The 19,804-nt window shown below is 61.1% G+C and carries 18 protein-coding genes; 10 read left to right on the top strand and 8 right to left on the bottom strand.

The genetic code is table 11. The features are described 5' to 3' along the window. Positions 1 to 41 precede the first annotated feature (41 nt). Positions 42 to 1,001: a S41 family peptidase gene (locus tag Q5H92_RS22450; RefSeq protein WP_305013808.1), complete on the top strand. Its 960-nt coding sequence runs from the start codon at positions 42 to 44 to the stop codon at positions 999 to 1,001. A 307-nt stretch (positions 1,002 to 1,308) separates the two neighbouring features. Here Q5H92_RS22450 and Q5H92_RS22445 read toward each other — a convergent pair whose 3' ends face one another. The 5 genes from Q5H92_RS22445 to Q5H92_RS22425 all read right to left on the bottom strand — a co-directional run bounded on the left by Q5H92_RS22445 (position 1,309) and on the right by Q5H92_RS22425 (position 4,921). Then, complete coding sequence (locus tag Q5H92_RS22445; protein ID WP_305013807.1) at positions 1,309 to 2,055, bottom strand: ZIP family metal transporter; 747 nt, start codon at positions 2,053 to 2,055, stop codon at positions 1,309 to 1,311. A gap of 185 nt (positions 2,056 to 2,240) precedes the next feature. Then, complete coding sequence (locus Q5H92_RS22440; protein WP_305013806.1) at positions 2,241 to 2,612, bottom strand: hypothetical protein; 372 nt, start codon at positions 2,610 to 2,612, stop codon at positions 2,241 to 2,243. 27 nt (positions 2,613 to 2,639) lie between these two features. Continuing rightward, positions 2,640 to 3,272, bottom strand: coding sequence for a hypothetical protein (locus Q5H92_RS22435; RefSeq protein ID WP_305013805.1), 633 nt, complete (start codon positions 3,270 to 3,272; stop codon positions 2,640 to 2,642). A 131-nt stretch (positions 3,273 to 3,403) separates the two neighbouring features. After that, positions 3,404 to 4,270 (bottom strand): carboxylating nicotinate-nucleotide diphosphorylase, encoded by an 867-nt coding sequence (gene nadC / locus Q5H92_RS22430; protein WP_305013804.1) that lies wholly within the window; start codon positions 4,268 to 4,270, stop codon positions 3,404 to 3,406. A gap of 249 nt (positions 4,271 to 4,519) precedes the next feature. Beyond that, a complete protein-coding gene (locus tag Q5H92_RS22425) occupies positions 4,520 to 4,921 on the bottom strand; it encodes a DUF4783 domain-containing protein (protein WP_305013803.1) in 402 nt (133 codons plus the stop codon). Positions 4,922 to 5,105: 184 nt separating this feature from the next. On the opposite strand from Q5H92_RS22425, the gene gpmI reads away from it, so the two are divergent. Next, positions 5,106 to 6,647 carry a 2,3-bisphosphoglycerate-independent phosphoglycerate mutase gene (gpmI, locus tag Q5H92_RS22420; RefSeq protein ID WP_305013802.1) on the top strand — a complete coding sequence of 514 codons (1,542 nt, stop codon included), beginning with the start codon at positions 5,106 to 5,108 and terminating at the stop codon, positions 6,645 to 6,647. Beyond that, the gene (locus Q5H92_RS22415; RefSeq protein ID WP_305013801.1) at positions 6,640 to 7,224 is read left to right on the top strand and encodes a hypothetical protein; all 585 of its coding nucleotides are present in this window, start codon (positions 6,640 to 6,642) and stop codon (positions 7,222 to 7,224) included. Before gpmI ends, Q5H92_RS22415 begins: the two co-directional genes overlap by 8 nt. 21 nt (positions 7,225 to 7,245) lie before the next feature. On the opposite strand, the gene Q5H92_RS22410 is transcribed toward Q5H92_RS22415, so the two are convergent. Together Q5H92_RS22410 and prfA are read right to left on the bottom strand one after the other, a co-directional pair. Beyond that, positions 7,246 to 8,808 (bottom strand): hypothetical protein, encoded by a 1,563-nt coding sequence (locus Q5H92_RS22410; RefSeq protein ID WP_305013800.1) that lies wholly within the window; start codon positions 8,806 to 8,808, stop codon positions 7,246 to 7,248. Positions 8,809 to 8,912: 104 nt separating this feature from the next. Then, positions 8,913 to 9,986 carry a peptide chain release factor 1 gene (gene prfA, locus Q5H92_RS22405; RefSeq protein WP_305013799.1) on the bottom strand — a complete coding sequence of 358 codons (1,074 nt, stop codon included), beginning with the start codon at positions 9,984 to 9,986 and terminating at the stop codon, positions 8,913 to 8,915. A 117-nt stretch (positions 9,987 to 10,103) separates the two neighbouring features. Between prfA and thrA the strand changes: the two genes are divergently transcribed. The 7 genes from thrA to Q5H92_RS22370 all read left to right on the top strand — a co-directional run bounded on the left by thrA (position 10,104) and on the right by Q5H92_RS22370 (position 18,063). After that, positions 10,104 to 12,557 (top strand): bifunctional aspartate kinase/homoserine dehydrogenase I, encoded by a 2,454-nt coding sequence (gene thrA / locus Q5H92_RS22400; protein WP_305013798.1) that lies wholly within the window; start codon positions 10,104 to 10,106, stop codon positions 12,555 to 12,557. A 93-nt stretch (positions 12,558 to 12,650) separates the two neighbouring features. Further along, positions 12,651 to 13,583: a homoserine kinase gene (locus Q5H92_RS22395; RefSeq protein WP_305013797.1), complete on the top strand. Its 933-nt coding sequence runs from the start codon at positions 12,651 to 12,653 to the stop codon at positions 13,581 to 13,583. A gap of 8 nt (positions 13,584 to 13,591) precedes the next feature. Next, positions 13,592 to 14,014, top strand: coding sequence for a hypothetical protein (locus Q5H92_RS22390; RefSeq protein WP_305013796.1), 423 nt, complete (start codon positions 13,592 to 13,594; stop codon positions 14,012 to 14,014). After that, the gene (gene thrC / locus Q5H92_RS22385) at positions 14,011 to 15,306 is read left to right on the top strand and encodes a threonine synthase (RefSeq protein ID WP_305013795.1); all 1,296 of its coding nucleotides are present in this window, start codon (positions 14,011 to 14,013) and stop codon (positions 15,304 to 15,306) included. Before Q5H92_RS22390 ends, thrC begins: the two co-directional genes overlap by 4 nt. Before the next feature lie 146 nt (positions 15,307 to 15,452). After that, complete coding sequence (locus Q5H92_RS22380) at positions 15,453 to 16,142, top strand: c-type heme family protein (protein WP_305013794.1); 690 nt, start codon at positions 15,453 to 15,455, stop codon at positions 16,140 to 16,142. Continuing rightward, positions 16,109 to 16,738: a hypothetical protein gene (locus Q5H92_RS22375; protein WP_305013830.1), complete on the top strand. Its 630-nt coding sequence runs from the start codon at positions 16,109 to 16,111 to the stop codon at positions 16,736 to 16,738. Before Q5H92_RS22380 ends, Q5H92_RS22375 begins: the two co-directional genes overlap by 34 nt. Positions 16,739 to 16,761: 23 nt before the next feature. Continuing rightward, positions 16,762 to 18,063 carry a protoporphyrinogen/coproporphyrinogen oxidase gene (locus Q5H92_RS22370; protein WP_305013793.1) on the top strand — a complete coding sequence of 434 codons (1,302 nt, stop codon included), beginning with the start codon at positions 16,762 to 16,764 and terminating at the stop codon, positions 18,061 to 18,063. 86 nt (positions 18,064 to 18,149) lie between these two features. On the opposite strand, the gene Q5H92_RS22365 is transcribed toward Q5H92_RS22370, so the two are convergent. Next, complete coding sequence (locus tag Q5H92_RS22365; protein ID WP_305013792.1) at positions 18,150 to 19,787, bottom strand: MFS transporter; 1,638 nt, start codon at positions 19,785 to 19,787, stop codon at positions 18,150 to 18,152. Positions 19,788 to 19,804: the final 17 nt, after the last annotated feature.

Below are 19,804 nucleotides of genomic sequence, written 5' to 3'. Positions count from 1 at the left end.
GAGTCTGCTTGAGCTTCGCCTCAACACCCCACGCAAACAGGATGGTCAAGCTCTGTCTTTTATGCTTCCTCGTTATCTCTTGTGATGCCCAACGTAGACCGCCCGCCCCTGCGGTGCAGAAATACCTGGAGGAAGTGGCCGGTATCATGCAAGCCAATTCCATCAACCGGGCGGCGATAAACTGGGTAAATTTCAGGAAGAATCTGCTAGCGCAGGCAAGCGGCGCCAAAACAATTGAGCAGGCCTATCCAGCGGTTTTATTGGCCATCGTTGCCTTGGGCGATAAGCACAGTGCTTTTGTGCCCGCCAGCCCAGTAAATAGCCCCGAGGCCCCCGCTGACCAGCAACCCCCAATATACCCCGACGAGCCGGTGCCCCAGGACATCGGCTACATCAGAATTCCCTGGGTTGTCGGCAGCCAGGAAAAGCTGGACGCGTACATCGCCCACGTGCAGGCCCAAATTAAGGAGCGGGATAAACGAGAGTTAAAAGGCTGGCTCGTGGATTTGAGAGGAAACATGGGGGGGAATATGTGGCCGATGCTCGTGGGGGTAGGGCCGATTTTGGGAGAAGACACGCTGGGTTACTCTTTAGACCCGAACAATACGAAAGCCGTTTGGCGCTACGAAAAAGGCAAGGCCTTATTTGACGGCGATGTACAGGCAGAAACAGCCAGTTATTACACGTTGAAGTCTACTAGCCCGGTAGTGGCTGTGCTGACCGATACCTTAACGGCCAGCTCGGGCGAGGCCGTGGCGGTTGCCTTCAAAGCCCGGAAACACACCCGCAGCTTTGGGGCGGGCACGTGCGGCGTGTCTACCAGCAGAAGCCGCTTTTACTTGTCCGATGGGTCCGTTCTCTTGCTGACAACCGCCGTGTTCGCCGACCGCCGCCTGGTACGGTATGGCCACTCAATAGCCCCCGACGAACCGCTCAAGCCAGCAGAAGTAGTGGCGCGTGCCATTGGCTGGATTAGAGAAGAATACAAGGCGAAGCAATAAGTAGTCTGGCCGAAAGAATAGCGGGGTCTTTACTGGCTTGATGCCAGATAAAACTGCAGCCAAATGACTTTATAACGTATTGCAAACCACCGTTCCTGCTATGGAAGCTATTTAGGAAGTCTTCAGCTCGTCATGCTGAGCTTGTCGAAGCATCTCTACCGCAGTAGTAAATGATATGCTTGCGCGGTAGAGATGCTTCGACTTCGCTCAGCATGACGTTCAGTTTTAAATTTTCAGACTTTCTAAACGACTTCATTTGAAAGTGGAGCTGTGACTTGGAATGCCAACTCCGGCTCACAAAACTGCGCTACGCCACTGCCAGCGCCAGCAGCAGCCCCGCCAGTGTAGCGCCCAGCTTGGGCCAGTTGAGCCGGTGCTCGGGGCTGGTTTCGAAGAGGATGGTGGTGGATACGTGCAGGAAATTGCCAGCCACCAGCCCCAGCAGCGCCGCGTACAGCCCCGTGCTCAGCAGCTTGCTCAGCACCACGTAGTTGCTGAACAGAATGCCCACCGGCGAGGCCAGCGCGAAAATCAGCAGCCCCGGCCACACCCGCCGGAAGCTGCCCAGCCGCAGCCGCAGCAGCGTGGCCAGCGCAAACGCCGCCGGCATGTGATGCAGCGCTACGCCCACCACAATGGCGTAGAAATTCTGGCTGATGTCGCCCACCTCCGGGTTGCGCACCAAGATGCTGCCCTCCAGAAACGAGTGCACCACCAGCGCCCCCAGCAGCAAAAACGGCACCCGGCCCGGCGCGTCGTGCCCGTGCGCGGCCTCGTGGTGTACGTGCCCGTGCTCCACGCCCTGCGACAGCACCTCCAGCAGCAGCTGCCCGAAAAAGCCCGCCAGCACCCAATAGCCCACCCGCGCCGAATGACCCGGTAGCAGTTCCAGCGCCTCGGGCAAAATGTGCGTGACCGTGAGCGTGAACAGATAGGCGCCGCTAAAGGCCAGCAGCGGCTTCATCCAGCGGCCGCCCTGCGCCACCGGCACCCACGCCGCCGCCGCGCCCGCGCCCAGCACCGTGAGCAGCAGCAAGAAAATAGCAAACCCCATAACGCAAAGAATGAGGAATAAGGAATGAGGAATGAAAAACGAGAAACCGACGCCACAAGCGCCAATTCTTCATTCTTCATTCCCCATTCCTCATTCCAAAATGACGCAAAGCGGCAGCTTTGCGACCGCCAGCCGGCGGGCAAAGCTGCCACCCAATCGATAACAACCGAAATATGCCGCGCGGGTTAGCGCTGAATGGCGTGGCCGTTTTCGGCCGTATCCGCCTGGCTCGATTTGCCGGCGTCGTCCATTTTGCCGCGCTTAATCATGCCCTCTTCCGCGTTGGCCGACGTGGCCGATTCCGGCGTCACGCGCATCGTAGCTGAGGCCGGGCTCTGATTGTCGGCTTCGGCGGCCTCTATCAGCGGCGAGTGCGCGTTTTCGATGGAAGCGTTGGGCACCGAATGGTCGAAGTTCTCGGTGTCGCGGGTGCCGGGGGCCACCAGGTCGGTCGATACCTTCTCGTCGGGGCGCCAGTCGGAGGGCTCGCTGCTGCAGGAAGTCAGGGCCAAAGTAGCGGCGGAAACGGCCAGCAACAGGGTGGAGGTCAATTTCATCGAAGTAAAATTAGCAGAGGTTAAAATTTAAACGGTGGCCGCGCCGGCTTCGGCGGGCAGCAGGTTTTTGCGGCGCAACAGGGCCTCAAACAGCTTGCGGTCGTTGTCGGCGTTGAAGATTTTGAAAGGCAAATGTAAAAACACCGGCACATCAAACGTGCGCGCCAGCCACAGGCGCCACGCGGCCAGTCCTTCCGGCGGCGTGCCGGGCTTCAGGTAGAGCAGGTAGGCGTCGGGGTCGCGGCGGGCCCGGTCAATCATGTCCCAGGTCAGCTGCATGGCCTTGCCTTCCTTTTCGGGGCCTACGCGCAGCAGCAGTTGCTTGTTATCCATCTCAAACGCCATGCGCTCAAACAGCGGCTTGCTCTGCTCCATCTGGGTAATGCCCGTCACCTGCGCCGAGCGGAACAGCACGAACAGAATGGTGAGCACTACGGCTAAGGCAATCCACCACCACGACGGCAGGAAAATGGCCGGCAGCAGCCCCAGCACGAACGGAATCAGGGCGTAGGGCCAGTCTTTTTTCCACACCTCGCCCATCACCATCTTGGTGTAAGCATCGGTGGTAAGTTGCGATTTTTTGGTGCGAATGGCCAGCGGCGATGCCTGCTGCGCCTGGCGGAAACCGCCGCCTCCGCCCCGTTGGTTGGGTTGGTTCATATAGTGGGTATGGCTAGGTAGAACGTCATGCTGAGCGCAGCCGAAGCATCTCTACCGTAGTAGTAAATCTGATTAGTATCGCGGTAGAGATGCTTCGACTACGCTCAGCATGACGTTCTTTTAAAAAGGAATTAATACGCTTTCAAGCTCAAATCCAGGCTCTTGACGGAGTGTGTGAGGGCACCCACCGAGATGTAGTCCACGCCGGTCTGGGCCACTTCGGCTATGGTTTGCTCCGTGATGCCGCCGCTGGCCTCGGTGGGGTAGCGGCCGGCCACGAGGGCGACCGCCTCGCGCAGCTGGTCGGGCTTCATGTTGTCGAGCATGATGCGCGTGATGCCGCCGGCCTCTACGGCTTGCTGCACTTCTTCTAGGGAGCGGGTTTCGATTTCAATGGGTAGCTGCCGGCCAGTTTGGGCTAAGTAGGCGTGCGTGGCTGCAATGGCCTGGGCAATGCCGCCGACGTAGTCCACGTGGTTGTCCTTCAGAATAATCATGTCGAACAGCCCGTAGCGGTGGTTCACGCCGCCGCCAATGAGCACGGCCCACTTCTCACACAGGCGGAAGTTGGGCGTGGTCTTGCGCGTGTCGAGCAGCTTGGCGGTGGTGCCGGCAATGAGGTTATTCAAATGGGCCGTGTAGGTGGCAATGCCACTCATGCGCTGCATGCAGTTGAGCACCAGCCGCTCGGCGGTGAGGATGCTGCGCGCCGGGCCTTCCACGATGAAGGCAATGTCGCCGTGTTTCACGGGCGTGCCATCGGCCAGCAGCGGCGTTAGTTGCAGGGCCGGGTCCACTTCCTTGAAAATCAGCGGAGCCAGCGCCATGCCGGCCAGCAGGCCTTCGCCCTTCACCAGCAGGTGGGCGCGGTTGCGGGCATCGGCCGGAATGGCGGCCAGGGCCGAATGGTCGCCGTCGCCCACGTCCTCGGCCAGGGCCGTGCGGATGAAGGTGGTAATGGCTTCGGGAGTCAGATACGGAGCGGGAGGGATTTGCACGGCGCAAAGGTACGGCCCTTGCGGCGGCTGGGAAAACCGGACGTAATACTATAGCAACGGAGGAAGCCACCAGAACCGTCAGGTCGAGCGCAGCCGAGACAGCTCGCGTGCCGAGGTAATCCAATCAACGGAATTAGTGACAGCACGCGAGCTGTCTCGGCTGCGTTCGACGTGACATGCTTTCTTAACTTAAACGACTCGGTTCAGGCCCACGAAAAAGCCCCGACCTGATTGGGTCGGGGCTCACATTCATTCTTTCGTAAATTCCAGTGTGTCAATCAGTGGAGCCCCACGGGTTGGCTTCAGCTTAACGAAAACCCGGTAGGCGCCGCCGCGGCCCGTGTAGCGGCCAATGGCGTATTGAATGCCTTCGCCGCTCTGGCCCTGGTGAATAAACTCGAACGTACTGGGCGCATTCTTGGCGAAGATGTCTTTCATCACAATCTCGGCCTGGGTCGAGTTGTAGCTTTGCCTGTCACCGTCAAAACCAATTTCTACGGTGGGGGCAAAGTACTGGGAAAGCTCGCGGGACGAGCCATTGCGCAACGCCGACCGCACCGCCCCGAGAATATCGGTTTGCGCGTGCGCCGCGCCAGCCACCAACAGGAAGAGCCATCCTAAAAATAGCGTCCTAACAAAATAGCGTTTCATTATAAGGGTAATAAGTGCGTCATACGCGACTGGTTCGGAGCGAAAATGGTGCCAAGAAGTGAAACGTGCTGCAAACTAATGCGAAAAAGCGCGTCCGTAAACTTAATGGAAAGAAAAACAAGGCAAAGCAAATGCGAAGGTAGATAATTCCAACCCATAGGCGGGTCGGCCGTATCTTCGCGGCATGAATAAGCAGGTTTTGTTGGTGATTCTGGATGGGTGGGGCATTGCCCCGAATACGGCCGTGTCGGCGGTGGATGCAGCTAATACGCCGTTCTACCACGAGCTGTTGCAGCGGTTTCCGCACAGCACGTTGCAGGCCTCGGGCGAGGCTGTGGGCCTGCCCGAGGGCCAGATGGGTAACTCCGAAGTGGGCCACATGAACATCGGGGCCGGCCGCGTGGTCGACCAGGAGCTGGTGCGCATCGGCAAGTCCATCCGCGAGCGGAAGCTGGGCCAGATGCCCGCGCTGACGAAGGCGTTTGAGTACGCCATTGCCAACGACAAACCCCTGCACCTCATTGGCTTGCTGAGCGATGGCGGCGTGCATTCGCACATCGACCACGTAAAAGCCCTCTGCACCATTGCCCACGAGGCCGGGGTGCGCCGCGTGTTCGTTCACGCCTTCACCGACGGGCGCGACACCGACCCGAAATCCGGTGTGCGCTTTATCAACGACCTAGAGCAGCACAACGAGCGCAACGGCGCCAAAATCGCCTCGGTGGTGGGCCGCTACTACGCCATGGACCGCGACCGCCGCTGGGAACGGGTGAAAGTGGCCTACGACCTGCTGGTGAACGGCGTGGGCACGCCCTCGCAAAATCTCATTCAGAGCGTGCAGGAGCAGTATAAAGACGGCGTGACCGATGAGTTCCTGAAACCCATCGTGAAAACCGGGGTCGACGGCCAGCCGCTGGCTACCATTCAGGAGGGCGACGTGGTGCTGTGCTTCAACTTCCGCACCGACCGGGGCCGCGAAATCACGGAAGTGCTGACGCAGCAGGACATGAATGCCTTTCAGATGCACCGCCTAAACCTGCATTACCTGACCCTGACCAACTACGACGATACATTCGTGGGCGTGACGCCCATTTTTGAAAAGGATAACCTCAACAACACGCTGGGCGAAGTTCTGGCGGCTAACAGCAAGAAGCAGATTCGCATTGCCGAAACCGAGAAGTACCCGCACGTCACGTTCTTCTTTTCGGGCGGCCGGGAGAATGAGTTCGAGGGCGAGACGCGCATCCTGCGGCCCTCGCCCAAAGTGGCTACCTACGACCTGCAGCCCGAAATGAGCGCCGCCGACCTGCGCGACGCCCTGATACCGGAGCTGCAGGCCCGCTCGGCCGATTTCGTGGTGCTCAACTTCGCCAACCCCGACATGGTTGGCCACACCGGCGTGTTCGAGGCCGTGGTGAAGGCCGTGGAAACCACCGATGCCTGCGCCCGCGCCGTGGTGGAAGCCGCCCAGGCGGCCGGCTACGCCAGCATCATCATTGCCGACCACGGCAATGCCGAATACATGCGCAACGCCGACGGCTCGCCTAACACTGCGCACACCACCAACTTGGTGCCCTGCATTCTGGTCGACAACGACTACCGCGGCACCCTGGCCGACGGCAAGCTGGGCGACCTCGCGCCCACCATCCTGGAGCTGATGGGCGTGCCCAAGCCGCTGGAAATGACGGGCCTGAGCATTCTCCGCCCAGCCGCTCCGAATGCGTAAGCGAAGCGTTGCGCTGGCGGCCGCGATGCTGGCCGGGCTGAGTGTGCTCACGGCCTGCGGTGACGCGGGCCCGAGTGCGCCGGCTGCGCGCCGGCCGTTATACTTCGACGTAAAAGGCTTGCTGGATAAGCAGATTGCGCAACTGGCCCAGCGCCGGGCCGCCGTCACGAAGCGCGTGAGCTTGCGCAACCAAGCTGCCGAAATTGTGCGGGTGCCGGCCGTGAAGTGGTCCGATGAACTGCAGATTTTCTTCCAAGCCGACATCAACAAGGCCGCCCTGCGTGGCGCCTACGCCGTCGATTCGGTGGCGTTGCCCGGCGGGTTGCTGCGCCGCACCTATACGCGCCTGCCCGGCCAGCCCAATGCGCCGGTGGCCCGCCTCACGGTGGTGCAGCAAAATGGGGCGCCGGTGGACATTACCGCCACCATTAACCAAGACAATCCGTTGTTTTCGGCCCAGAAACAGCTGCAACTACAGCTCAGCAACGGGCAGCTGCGGGCCTATAAAGTGCTGGGCACCCAGAAGCTGGTGCTGTTCGATACGCTACGTTACATGGCCGCGGGGCGCGTGGAGTAGCAGATTCCGCTTAAACGCTGCTTACTCGTAAGCCCCCAGACTGGTCTGGTTTGGGGTACGACGCTGTAGATTAAGCAGGTCAACGGCGGGCACCGAAATGGGCGGGCTAGCTGAAGTGTACGGCATGCGCCGTTTGGCGGGCGAGGTGTCCTGCAGCCGGTAGTCGGGGCGGCTGCTGGTGAGCGTGGTGCGAACGAAGAGCGGGTCTGCTACCGTGACCAGGTTGGCCAGGGCGGTGGCGCCCAGGCCGGGCTTGTTGGTGGCGTTGGTGGCGGCCTGAAAGTCTTTGGTGCGCAGCAGCGTGTTGCGAATATTGATGGTGTAGTTCGGGTCGGCGTTGTTGACGAGTTCCAGTTCGTTCTCGTAGTTGCCCCACACGATGCTGTTGGTCAGGTTGATAACCAGCGGAAATTTCACAGGATTGCCAACGGCATCGCTCAGCTCGTTGGAAAAGGAAACCGATGAAGTCTGGCGTTGGAACGAGGGCGTGTAGTTGGCAATAGTGCAGAAGTTCAGGTTGAACGTGCCGCCGAAGCCGCGCACGGCATACTCGCCGCAGTTGGTGAGCAGGCAGTTGGTGGCAGTGATGGTGCTGCGCACGCCGATGATGCCGCCGGGCGGCAGGCCGGTGCCCACGTAGTTGGGGTTGGAGCCGGAGATGTTGCGGAAAATCACGTTATCCAGCCACAAGTCAATAGGCGCGGAGTTGGCGTCGGTGTTGAGCAGGGAAACGCCGAAATTGGCGTTCTTGATTTCCGTGTAGCGGATGTCGTTGTTGCGGCTGGTGGAAGTGAAAAAGATGCCCCCCCACTGCCCGGCAACCTCGTTGTAGAACGGCTCCAGCCGGTCGCCCCGGAAGAGTACCATGGCGCGTTTGGCGGCGGTGGTATCGCCGGGCGTCAGGTTGGGCGCGGCGTTGATTTTGAGTGTGCCATCTACTTGAATAGTGGCCCCGGCGTGACAATAGATTTTCGTGCCCGGCTCAATCTGCAGCGTCGAACCGCTCACCACATACACGCCAACGTTGAAGGTGTTGGTGCCTTGCTTGTAGGGCGTATTAATGATGACGTGCGGCTTATCATTACGCCAGATAGCCGTTTTATTACCCGTGGGTACATTGATTATATCGGCCCGGTGGAAGTAGGCATTCTGGCCGTAAGCCACCAGCTTCACGTTCTGCTCGTTGCCGTTGGTGCGGAAATTCACCTGGTCCTCCAGCAGGAAGGGCTTGGTCGTGCTGTTGTCGCCGAGCACAGCGCGCACCAGCACCAGCAGGCTGTCGTTGCCCCGGATGGTGACGCCGTTGACTGAGCTGCCGGCATCGCCGTTGATAATCAGCGAATAAGTCGTGCCCTGCTTGCCGGCCAGGCTCACGTCGGTTTTCACCGCGCCGCTGTTGCGGTTGTACACCCACAGCCGTTTCGTCACCGTTCGAATGGTGGTGAACACCGTGTCGAATTTCACCGAGTCGCGGTCAAATTCCAGCTTGCCAGTGGTTTGCACCAGGTCTTCTTTCGGCTCGCAGCCGGGCAGGAAAGTGAGGCAGCAGCTAAGGATGAGAAACAGCGGGAAGAGGTAGCGCATAGGGGAGGACGCACGAATTAGCAGCGCGGCAAACAAACGATAAAAGCTGGAAAAGAATTGCGACGCCAGCAAAAGGGCCGGCAACTGCCGGCCCTCCTGGTGAATTATTTCGTGACGCCTTCCTGCAGGCGCTCGGCGCTTTCGGCGATGCGGAGCTGCTCCACGAAGTCGTCCACGTTGCCTTCCATCACGCTGGCCAGGTTATACACCGTATAGCCGATGCGGTGGTCGGTGACGCGGCCTTGCGGGTAGTTGTAGGTGCGGATTTTGTCGCTGCGGTCGCCGCCGCCAATCATGTTTTTGCGCACCAGGCCGTCGGCTTCGTTTTTCTTGGCCAGCTCCATGTCGTACACGCGGGAGCGGAGCACGGCCAGGGCTTTGTCGAAGTTTTTGAGCTGCGACTTCTGGTCCTGGCACTGGGCCACGAGGCCGGTGGGCAAGTGAGTGAGGCGCACGGCCGAGTAGGTGGTGTTTACCGACTGGCCACCGGGGCCGCTGGAGCAGAAGTAGTCCTTGCGGATGTCGCCCATGTTCAGCTCTACGTCGAACTCTTCCACTTCGGGAATCACCACGATGGAAGCCACGCTGGTGTGGATGCGGCCTTGGGTTTCGGTGGCCGGCACGCGCTGCACGCGGTGCACGCCGCTTTCGAACTTGAGCTTGCCGTACACGTCCTCGCCGCGCACGGCCACGATGATTTCCTTGTAGCCGCCGGCGGTGCCTTCCATGGCGTCCATGAGCTCCATTTTCCAGCCCTGCTTTTCGGCGAAGCGCATGTACATGCGCTGCAAGTCGCCGGCGAAGATGGCGGCTTCGTCGCCGCCCGCGCCGGCCCGGATTTCCATGATGACGTCCTTGGAGTCGTTGGGGTCCTTGGGCAGGAGCAGGTCTTTGATAACTTCTTCGAGGCGCTCCTGCTCGGGCATCAGTTCGTCGAGCTCGGCCTTGGCCATCTCGCGGAAGTCCTGGTCCTTCTCGGTGGCAATGACTTCGCGGGCGTTTTCGATGTTGCTGAGTACCTGCTGGTAGTTGCGGTACTGCGCCACAATCTTGCCCAGCTCCTTGTATTCCTTGTTCAGGGACTTGTAGCGCTTCAGGTCCGACATCACGTCGGGCTGCATCAGCTCTTCGTTGACGTTTTCGTAGCGCTGGTTAATAGCTTCTAGTTTATCGAGCATCGGTGTTCGGGAATTAGTCAGTAGTTTGCAAAGATACTGAATCTAAACACCGCTATGTAGGCGAGGGGTTCATTCAGTGTTGTCACCCAACCGCCGCCCGCCGGCCGGAGTTTGATTATGCAGGTACTGAAGTTTGGCGGCACGTCCGTGGCCTCGGCCGAAAACATCCAAAAATCCCTGGCCATCGTGGCCCAAGCCGCTGTAGAAGCGCCCGTTGTGATGGTCGTGTCTGCCCTGGGCGGCACCACCGATGCGCTGATTGGGGCCGGCCGCGCCGCCGCCGCGGGCGACGCTAGCTACTCCGAAACCTTGCAGCTGCTGCTGGCGCGGCACGACGAAGCCGCGCGGAAGCTGCTGGCCAACGTTTCGGAAGAAACCCTGGCTTCGGTCTACGAATCGGTCTATGACCGTTTCGAGGAGCTGACGGAGCTTTGCAAAGGCATTTTTGCCCTCGGCGAATTGTCGAACCGGACGCTGGACCGGCTCATGAGCTACGGCGAGCTGCTGTCGTCGCGGCTGGTGGCGGCCGCCGCGCAGGCCCAGGGCATGCACGTGGTCTGGGCCGATGCCCGGCAGCTCATTCGCACCAATTCCCGCTTCGGCACGGCCGAAGTGGACATGGTGACGACTCAACAGCAGGTAGCGAGCTTCAAGGAGAAGATGCCGGCTGAAATCTGGGTCGTGCCCGGTTTCATCGCCGCTGACAGCAACGGCGCCACCACCACGCTGGGCCGCGGCGGCTCCGACTACACCGCCGCCCTGCTGGCCGCCGCCCTCGATGCAGAGAAGCTGGAAATCTGGACTGACGTGAGCGGCATGATGACCGCCGACCCGCGCCTCGTGCGCAGCGCCCGGCCCATTGCCCGCATCAGCTACCAGGAAGCCATGGAGCTGTCGCACTTTGGCGCCAAAGTGCTCTATCCGCCTACTATTCAGCCAGTGATGCAGCGCGGGATTCCGCTCTGGATAAAAAACACCTTCGCGCCCGATGACTACGGCACGCTGGTGGAAGTGGCGCCGCCGCGCGCCGCTACCGTGGTGCAGGGCATCTCCAGCATCGGCAACCTCACGCTGCTGAACCTGGAAGGCAGCGGGATGGTGGGCATCCCCGGCTTCTCGAAGCGGCTGTTTGCGGCCCTGGCCCGCGAGCGCATCAACGTGATTCTCATTACCCAAAGCTCCTCCGAGCATTCCATTTGCGTAGGCGTGAACGCGCAGGATACCGCGCCCGCCCAGGTAGCGGTAGATGAGGAGTTTGCCACCGAAATAGCCGCTGGCCGCATCGAGCCGCTGCGGCCCGAAAAGGACCTCGCCATCGTGGCGCTGGTGGGCGAAAATATGAAGGACCACCCCGGCATCAGCGGCAAGCTGTTCGGGGCGCTGGGGCAGAACGGGGTGAACATCCGGGCCATCGCGCAGGGCGCGTCGGAGAAGAATATCTCGACGGTGATTCGGGCGCAGGACGTGCGCAAGGCCATCAACGTGCTGCACGAGGCCTTTTTCGAGGCCACCAAGAAGCAGGTGAACCTGTTCATCCTGGGGCCCGGCAACGTGGGCAGCAAGCTCATAGAACAGCTGGCGCGGCAGCAGCCGCACCTGCTTGAAAAGCTGGGCCTGCAGGTGCGCGTGGTGGCCATTGCCAACAGCCGCCACTGCCTGGTGGATGAAAACGGCCTCGACCTCACCGCCTGGCCCGAGGAGCTGGCTCAGGCCCCTGCTCAGACGTTGGAGGAATTTACCCAGCTCATCATCGGCCGCAATCTGCGCAACTCCATTTTTGTGGACGTGACGGCTAACCCGGCCGCTGCCGGCATCTACGCCGATTTGCTGGCCAAGAGCGTGGCCATTGTGGCCTGTAACAAGGTGGCGGCTTCGTCGGACTACGCGCATTATGCGAAGCTGAAAAGCCTGTCGAAGGAATTCAACACCAGCTACTTGTTTGAAACCAATGTGGGCGCGGCCCTGCCCATCATCGGCACGCTCAACGACCTCACGCGCAGCGGCGACGTGGTGCGGCGCATGGAGGCCGTGCTTTCAGGAACGCTCAATTTCGTGTTCAACAACTACGACGGCAGCCGGCCTTTCGCCGAAGTGGTGCGCCAGGCCCAGGCCGAAGGCTACACCGAGCCCGACCCGCGCCTCGACCTGAGCGGTTCCGACGTGGCCCGCAAAATCCTCATCCTCGCCCGCGAAGCCGGCCAGGTGATGGAAATGAGCGACATCGAAATCGAAACCTTCCTGCCGCCCGCCTGCCTCGAAGGCGACGTGGAAGCCTTCTACACCCAGATGGCGGCGCACGAAAGCCACTTCAAAGCCCTGTATGATGCCGCCACGGCTGCTGGCAAGCGCCTGAAATTCGTGGCCCGCTATGCCGATGGCCGCGCCGCCGTGGGCCTGCAACAGGTAGCGCCAGGGCACGACCTGTACGACCTGCGCGGCAAGGACAACGTGGTGCTCTTCTACACCGACCGCTACGTGGACCAGCCGCTGGTGGTGAAAGGTGCCGGGGCCGGGGCGGAGGTCACGGCGTCTGGCGTATTTGCGGATATTATCAGAGCTGCGAGGCTGTAGCGTGGACTCTGCGAGTCCGCGCTTACTTGGTTCTATTGCTCAATCATTGCCCACCATTCCATGCGCGGACTCGCAGAGTCCACGCTACAATTCATGCCTGATTCCGTCCTCGTTCATTCCCCCGCCACGCTTTCCAACCTCGGCTGCGGCTTCGATGTATTCGGCCTCGCCCTGACCGCTCCCTACGACACCGTGCGCCTCACGCGCAGCGCTACGCCCGGCGTCCGCATCCAACATCTCGACCCCTACAACCTGCCCACCGACCCGCTGCAAAATGTGGCTGGCGTGGCCTTGCTGGCCCTGCTGAAAGAAGTGCCCGAAGCAGTAGGCTTCGAGGTAGAAATCATGAAAGGCATTATGCCAGGCAGTGGGGTAGGCAGCAGCGCCGCCAGCGCCGCCGGGGCCGTGGTGGCCGCCAACGCCCTGCTGGGCAGCCGCTTCAGTAGAATGCAGCTGGTGGATTTTGCGATGGAAGGCGAGGCCGTGGCCTCCGGCGCGCGGCACGCCGACAACATCGCGCCGGCCATTTTCGGCGGCTTCACGGTGGTGCGGGCGTTACAGCCCAGCATAGATATCGTGGCGCTGGCGGCCCCGCCGCTGTGGGTGGCCGTGGTGCACCCGCAGATTGAGGTGAAAACCAGCGACTCGCGCAAGGTGCTGCCCACGCAGGTGCCGCTGGGCCTGGCCGTGCGGCAGTGGGCCAACGTGGCCGGTTTGGTTGCTGGTTTTTTGACGGCTGACTATGAGCTGATTGGTCGCTCACTGGATGACTACATCGTGGAGCCGGCGCGGCTGCCCCTCATTCCTGGCTTGGCCGAGGCGCGGGTGCGGGCCCTGGCAGCGGGTGCCATTGGGGGCGGTATTTCGGGTTCGGGGCCGTCCATCTTTATGCTGAACCGGACGGAAGAAACGGCGCGGGCCGTGGGCGCGGCGCTGGGCAGCGTGTTTGCCGAGTTGGGCATTGCCTTTAATGTATACGTGGGGCCGGTGGGGACGCAGGGGGCGTATGTGGTGGAAGAAATATGAGGCTCTTCGTGCTACTGTTTCTCGGAATCAATGCTGCGCTACCACCTCATATTCAGAAGCATCATTTGTTATTTGATGCTTACCGCCAAAAGCAGCCCAGCGCGAAAAACATCAAAAAGTATTTGGGTAGTGTGAAGGGCCCAACCGGTGAAGTGCTTTATCATGTGATGACGCATTTCTACACCGTGCAGGCAGCCGTTGTATTGCATGGGCATAGCCGCATCCTGTTTTTTGATAAGAGCTGGAAGCAGTTGGCTTATTGCGAAGTAGACGTGCCTGAAGAACTGCCGGATAAGATAAAAAAGAGCAGCTTGTGCTTCAAGTATGCTGGCGCAAATAATCAGCAACTGGAATACCAAGTGTTAATCGGTGCGGCGTTGCCGAAGCTGCTTAGCACAGGTAGTAATTGCTATACGATTCATACAAAATGAAATATTACAGCCTTCGCCACCAGTCGCCGCTGGTTGATTTCCGCCAAGCCACCATCACCGGGCAGGCGCCGGACGGCGGCCTGTATTTCCCCGAAACCATCCCCAGGTTCGCGCCCGGCTTCCGGCGCGAATTGCGCACGCTGAGCAAGGCCACCGTGGCCCTGAACGTGATGCAGCCCTACGTGGGCAGCACCATCCCCGCCGATGCCCTGCACCGCATCTGTGCCGAGGCAGTGGACTTTGCCTTTCCGCTGGTGCCGGTGGCCGAGGGCGTGGCGGCGCTGGAGCTGTTTCACGGGCCGACGCTGGCATTTAAGGACGTGGGGGCGCGGTTTATGAGCCGTTGCCTGGGCTACTTCGCGCAGCGCGGCGACACGCCGCCCGTGACCGTGCTGGTGGCCACCTCCGGCGATACCGGCGGGGCCGTGGCCAGCGGTTTTCTGGGCGTGCCGGGCGTGGAGGTCGTTATTCTCTACCCCTCCGGCAAGGTGAGTCCGGTGCAGGAGCAGCAGCTCACCACCCTGGGCCAAAACATTACCGCGCTGGAAGTGCAGGGCACCTTCGATGACTGCCAGGCGCTGGTAAAACAGGCATTTCAGGACCCGGAGCTGGCGAAGAAACGCTTCCTCACTTCCGCCAATAGTATCAACGTGGCGCGGTGGCTGCCACAGCAGCTGTACTACTGCTTCGCCATGCAGCAGTGGCCGGAAAGGGCCGCGCCGCCGGTGGTGTCGGTGCCGAGCGGCAACTTTGGTAACATTTGCGCCGGGCTGCTGGCGCGGGCGTCGGGGCTGGGGCTGGGGCATTTCATCGCGGCCTGCAACGCCAACGAGCCCGTGCCGGCCTACCTGCGCACGGGCACCTTCACGCCCCGTGCCGCCGTGCCCACCTTTTCCAACGCCATGGACGTGGGCAACCCCAGCAACTTCGTGCGCATTCTGGAGCTGTTCGACAACGACTTGGCCCAGATGCGCGCCGCCCTCGGTGCCGACACGGTGAGCGACGCCGATACCGTGGCCACCATCCGCCAGGTGTGGAATGAGCATGGCTACCTACTCGACCCGCACGGCGCGGTGGCTTACGCGGCGCTGCGCCGCTACCAAGCCCAGCACCCCGAAGCGGCCGGAATTATTCTGGCCACTGCCCATCCCGTCAAATTCCCTGATGTGGTGGAGCCCGTTCTGGGCCGGGCCATTGAGCTGCCAGCCGTGGTGCAGGCCCTGCAGGGCCGTGCCAAACGAAGTGTGCCTATCTCGGTTGATTACGAAGAACTCAAAGCCTGCCTGATGTAGCCGAAACGTTGTTCGGGGAAGAGTGTCGTGCTGGGCACAGTGAAGCATCTTTACCGCGCAACGCAATCATCTACAATCAAGGTGACGATGCTTCGCTGCGCTCTGCATGACGTGCTTTTATCTTGCTTCAACCAGCTTTAACATACGTGAAAACCCTGCTCTGTAAAATTGCGCTGCCGGCTCTGGTGCTGGCCTTCGCTGCCTGCAGCTCCGACCAGGTCGAGCACCTGAAGGACAGCAAGCGCATTGGCATCGAAACCGCCAACTGGGAAGTTAAGCGCATCATGCCCAAGGATTTGCTAAAAGCCACCCGCTGGGCCGGCGACTCCCTCACCGCCACCGCCGACACGCTGCTGCGCCGCACGCTGGCCCGCGAGCTGGCGACCGGCGGCGTGGCCCGGGCGGCGGCCTTCTGCCGCCCCGAAACCTACAGCGCCGTCGATTCGCTGGCCGGGGTGCTCAAGGCCACGGCGCGGCGCGTGAGCAACCGGCCGCGCAACCCGGCCAACCAAGCCGTGCTGGCGGCGGCGGAAATGGCTTCTGATACCACGCGCACCATCCAGCGCACGTCGCAGGAGGTGTTTTTCTACCAGCGGCCGATTACAGTGAACAACGCGCTGTGCCTGCGCTGCCACGGCGAGGTCGGGAAGGATATTCCGGCGGCCGATTACGCCCTCATCAAGCAGAAATTCCCGCAGGACCAGGCCACCGGCTACCGCCTGGGCCAGCCCATGGGGGCCTGGCAGCTCCGCCTGCAACGCCCCGGCGTGGCCGAGTTCTGGACCATGAAAACGCGCAAGAAGTGGAAGGAGCACAAGATGCCCAAGCTGTTTTGAGCCACAAGGTGCCCCCGGTCAAGTTGCGTCTGTTGCTGGTGGATACTGCTAAAGCCCGGCGCCTGATGTACCTCTCGCTGCTGGTTATTCCGTTAGGTTATCCCATGGTGTGGCTGTTAGGCCGTGGTAGCGGAGTGGCTGTTTTCATCTGCGCTTTTATCTGTTGGCTAGGGATGTTCTTTTTCATTAGAAAGAACTGGCCTGACCGGTTTATTACCGCAGAAGGCCATTTGCTGAGCACAGGCAAGGAACTGCTGTTGAACATTGGTCAGCAGCGAATTACCTTTCCGCTGAACGCTGCTACCACAGTGGAAATCACCTATCGGGGCTTTAAGGGAGAGCACCTGACTAACCGCATCACGGCAAGCGGCATTGACAACTTTATTCAGTTCAACGAAGGAGAAGTTTACCGCTTCGAAGTACTGACAGCACAAGCCCAGGAAACTTTGCGGAATGAAGTCCGGCGCTGGTACCATCTGAAAGTGCAGGTAAAAGAGTGGCGGCGCGATGGGCCAACCTTTTTGTTGCACCGCGACCTTAGCTACGAGCAGATTCAAGCGTATAAGCAGGAGTTTGGTGTCGGTTTGTATGGCTGACCTGTTCTTTCCAGTTTCGTTACATGAGTACTCCTCAACTTCCCATCATCATCATCGGCGCGGGCATGGCGGGCCTGGCCTGCGCCACCTGGCTGCACCGCGCCGGCCGGCCGGTGCTCGTGCTCGAAGCGGCCGATGCCGTGGGCGGCCGCGTGCGCACCGACGTCACGCCCGAGGGCTTCCGGCTCGACCGCGGCTTTCAGGTGCTACAAACCAACTACCCCGAGGCCCGGCGCCTGTTCGACTACGGCGCCCTGAACCTGAAAGCTTTCCGCTCCGGCGCCGTCATCCGGCTGGCCGATGGCCAGGAAACCACCCTCGAAAACCCCTTACAGCGGCCATTAGCGGCATTTTCGGCGCTGGCCTCGCCCATAGGCACGCTGCCTGATAAGCTGCGCATCCTCAGCCTGGTGCGGCACGTGCTGAAGCACACGCCGGAGGAACTGCTGGCCCGCCCGGCCACCGACACGCTCAGCTTCCTGCAGCGCTACGGCTGGAGCGCGCAGATGATAGACTCATTCTTCAAGCCGTTTTTCGGCGGCGTTTTTCTGGATAGGGAATTGACCACGGCCAGCAATTTTTTCGAGTTTGTCTTCCAGCAATTCGTGACGGGCGACGCGGCCATTCCTGCCCTCGGCATTCAGCAGCTGCCCGAGCAGCTGGCGGCGCGCCTGCCCGCCGGCACGGTGCAGCTCAATTCGCCGGTGGCCGCCATTGTCGATGGCTCGCAGGTGCGGCTGACGTCGGGCAAAGTGCTCGAAGCCAGCGCTGTGGTGATGGCCACCGATGGCCTCACCACCCTGCGCCTCTTGGCCGGCCGCAGCGGCAACCCCGACGACTCGCCCGGCACCGAAGCCGGTAGCTTCCCCACGGCGGCGCGCATCACTACCTGCACCTATTTCGCCACGCCCGGCGGCCACTCGCCCGGCCGCAACGACAAGCTCCTGCGCCTCAACGCCGCCCCCGGCGCGCTGGTCCACAACGTGGCCTTCCCGGCCGATGTGAGCGGCGCCTACGCCCCGGCTGGCCGCTCGCTCATCTCCGTGAGCACCCACGGCGAACGCAGCCTGAGCGAAGCCGAGCTCACGGCCGGCGTGCGCGAGGAGCTGGCCGCGTGGTTTGGGCCGGCGGCGCGGCAGTGGGAGCACCTGCGCAGCTACCGCATTGCGGCGGCGCTGCCCGTGTATCTGGCCGGCCAGCCCGTGGAGCAGCCCCTCAAGCTGGCCGAGGGCCTGTACCGCTGCGGCGACTGGGCCGCCTACCCGTCGCTCAACGCCGCGCTGGCCACCGGGCGCGAGGTGGCCGAGATGCTGATAAAGGGTTGAGCGAAAGTTTGCCGCGAAAAATACTTGCCACAAAAAAGGCCGCTTCCGAAACAGAAGCGGCCTTTTTTGTGATTGAGGCGACTAAATTATACCTCCGGGTTGGCTTGCCCGAGGGTGTTGTAGCCGAGCGTGGCGGTCGGCTCCTCCAGCGGCGGGCTGGCGGTGGAGGCGTCATCTGTATCGTTCACGCGCAACGTAAGCAGGCCGGCCAGGACCATCGAGAACCCGCCCAGGGCGATGGTGTGCAGCGTATTGCCTTGAAAAAAGTGCATGGTGCAATACCCCAGAATGGTGGCGGCCACAATCTGCGGAATCACGATGAAGAAGTTGAAAACGCCCATGTAGTAGCCCATCTTGTTGGCCGGGAGCGAGCCCGCCAGAATGGCATAGGGCATCGACAGAATGCTGGCCCAGGCAATGCCCACCATAGCCATCGATACCACGATGAACGTGGGGTTGGAGATGACCTGCAGCGAGAGCAGCCCCAGGCCGCCGATGAGCAGACAGAGCGTGTGCGTTTTGCGGCGGCTGGTGCGGGCCGCAATCAGCGGGATGATGAAGGCGAAGAGGGCCGCCACGCCGTTGCGCACCGAAGACGCCAGGCTGAGCCAGTCGGCGCCGTCGTTGTACTGCTTTTGTACGCGCTGCAGGGTGGCCTTCTCCTCGGGCAGGGCGTTGCCGTTGGCAACGTAGTAGTTGGCGAGGTTGATGGTGAGGGTTTTATCCGGCTTTTCGCTTTGGAACTGCTTGATTTCTTTGAGGTCCTGCTGGAGTGCACGTAGCTCCTTGGTGGTTTTCTCAGGGCCGGGCTGCTGGGCGCGGCTATTGATGAGGCCGTCGATTTTGGCAAAAAAGGCGTTATCGACCTTCATGTTGTAGATGTTGCTGGTGACGGCGTTGGTGGAATAAATCCACATCGAAAACAGCGCAAACCAGGTGAAAAACTGCACCAAGGCCAACTGACGCATGGCCGTAGGCATCCGGAAAATGCCCATGAATGACTCCTTCAACCCGTCGAGAATACCGGCTTCGGCGTTTTCCTTGCGGAATTCCTCCATGTTATCGGGCGGAATCTCGGTGCTGGTAAACACCGTGTACATCACGGCCAGGATGAAGGCGGCTGCGCCGAGATAGAACGACCATTTTACCGAAGGTGGGATTTCGCCGCTCGGGGCGGTGTTGCTGAAATGGAACCAGTTGGTGAAAATCCAGGGCAGCAGCGCCGCAATCACCGACCCCACGCCGATGAAAAAGCTTTGCATAGCAAAGCCCGACGTACGCTGCTCGCCGGGCAGCTTGTCGCCCACGAAGGCGCGAAACGGCTCCATGCTGATGTTGATGCTGGCATCCAGAATCCAGAGCATGCTGCCGGCCATCCAGAGGGCCGACGAGTTGGGCATGAATATCAGCGCCAGCGTGGCCAGCACGGCTCCCACGAAGAAATAGGGCCGCCGCCGGCCCCAGAACGGATGCCAGGTGCGGTCGGAGAAATAGCCGATGATGGGCTGCACCACCAAGCCGGTGAGCGGCGCCGCAATCCAGAGAATGGGAATGTCGTCCTTGTTGGCCCCCAGCGTTTCGAAAATGCGGCTGATGTTGTTGTTCTGCAACTCGAAGCCGAACTGAATGCCGAGGAAGCCGAAGCTCATGTTCCAGATTTGCCAGAAGCTGAGGCGGGGCTTGGCGCTGGTGCTAGTGGTGGGTGCGGCGGTGGGAGCGGCCATGAAGAAGGGGAGAAAGC

The sequence above is a fragment of the Hymenobacter mellowenesis genome (genome assembly GCF_030581005.1).
In the GTDB taxonomy this organism is placed as follows: Bacteria; Bacteroidota; Bacteroidia; order Cytophagales; family Hymenobacteraceae; genus Hymenobacter; species Hymenobacter mellowenesis.
Note: the sequence above shows the minus strand (reverse complement) of the source record. Positions and strands in the feature narration are given on the sequence as shown.

Excerpts from the sequence above, each read along its gene's own strand:
- Q5H92_RS22395 (WP_305013797.1), top strand. The coding sequence starts at position 12,651 with ATGCCTGATTCCGTCCTCGTTCATTCCCCCGCCACGCTTTCCAACCTC.
- Q5H92_RS22410 (WP_305013800.1), bottom strand. The coding sequence starts at position 8,808 with ATGCGCTACCTCTTCCCGCTGTTTCTCATCCTTAGCTGCTGCCTCACT.
- Q5H92_RS22370 (WP_305013793.1), top strand. The coding sequence starts at position 16,762 with ATGAGTACTCCTCAACTTCCCATCATCATCATCGGCGCGGGCATGGCG.
- Q5H92_RS22450 (WP_305013808.1), top strand. The coding sequence starts at position 42 with ATGGTCAAGCTCTGTCTTTTATGCTTCCTCGTTATCTCTTGTGATGCC.
- Q5H92_RS22440 (WP_305013806.1), bottom strand. The coding sequence starts at position 2,612 with ATGAAATTGACCTCCACCCTGTTGCTGGCCGTTTCCGCCGCTACTTTG.
- thrC (WP_305013795.1), top strand. The coding sequence starts at position 14,011 with ATGAAATATTACAGCCTTCGCCACCAGTCGCCGCTGGTTGATTTCCGC.
- Q5H92_RS22365 (WP_305013792.1), bottom strand. The coding sequence starts at position 19,787 with ATGGCCGCTCCCACCGCCGCACCCACCACTAGCACCAGCGCCAAGCCC.
- Q5H92_RS22435 (WP_305013805.1), bottom strand. The coding sequence starts at position 3,272 with ATGAACCAACCCAACCAACGGGGCGGAGGCGGCGGTTTCCGCCAGGCG.
- Q5H92_RS22425 (WP_305013803.1), bottom strand. The coding sequence starts at position 4,921 with ATGAAACGCTATTTTGTTAGGACGCTATTTTTAGGATGGCTCTTCCTG.
- gpmI (WP_305013802.1), top strand. The coding sequence starts at position 5,106 with ATGAATAAGCAGGTTTTGTTGGTGATTCTGGATGGGTGGGGCATTGCC.
- Q5H92_RS22445 (WP_305013807.1), bottom strand. The coding sequence starts at position 2,055 with ATGGGGTTTGCTATTTTCTTGCTGCTGCTCACGGTGCTGGGCGCGGGC.
- prfA (WP_305013799.1), bottom strand. The coding sequence starts at position 9,986 with ATGCTCGATAAACTAGAAGCTATTAACCAGCGCTACGAAAACGTCAAC.
- thrA (WP_305013798.1), top strand. The coding sequence starts at position 10,104 with ATGCAGGTACTGAAGTTTGGCGGCACGTCCGTGGCCTCGGCCGAAAAC.
- Q5H92_RS22415 (WP_305013801.1), top strand. The coding sequence starts at position 6,640 with ATGCGTAAGCGAAGCGTTGCGCTGGCGGCCGCGATGCTGGCCGGGCTG.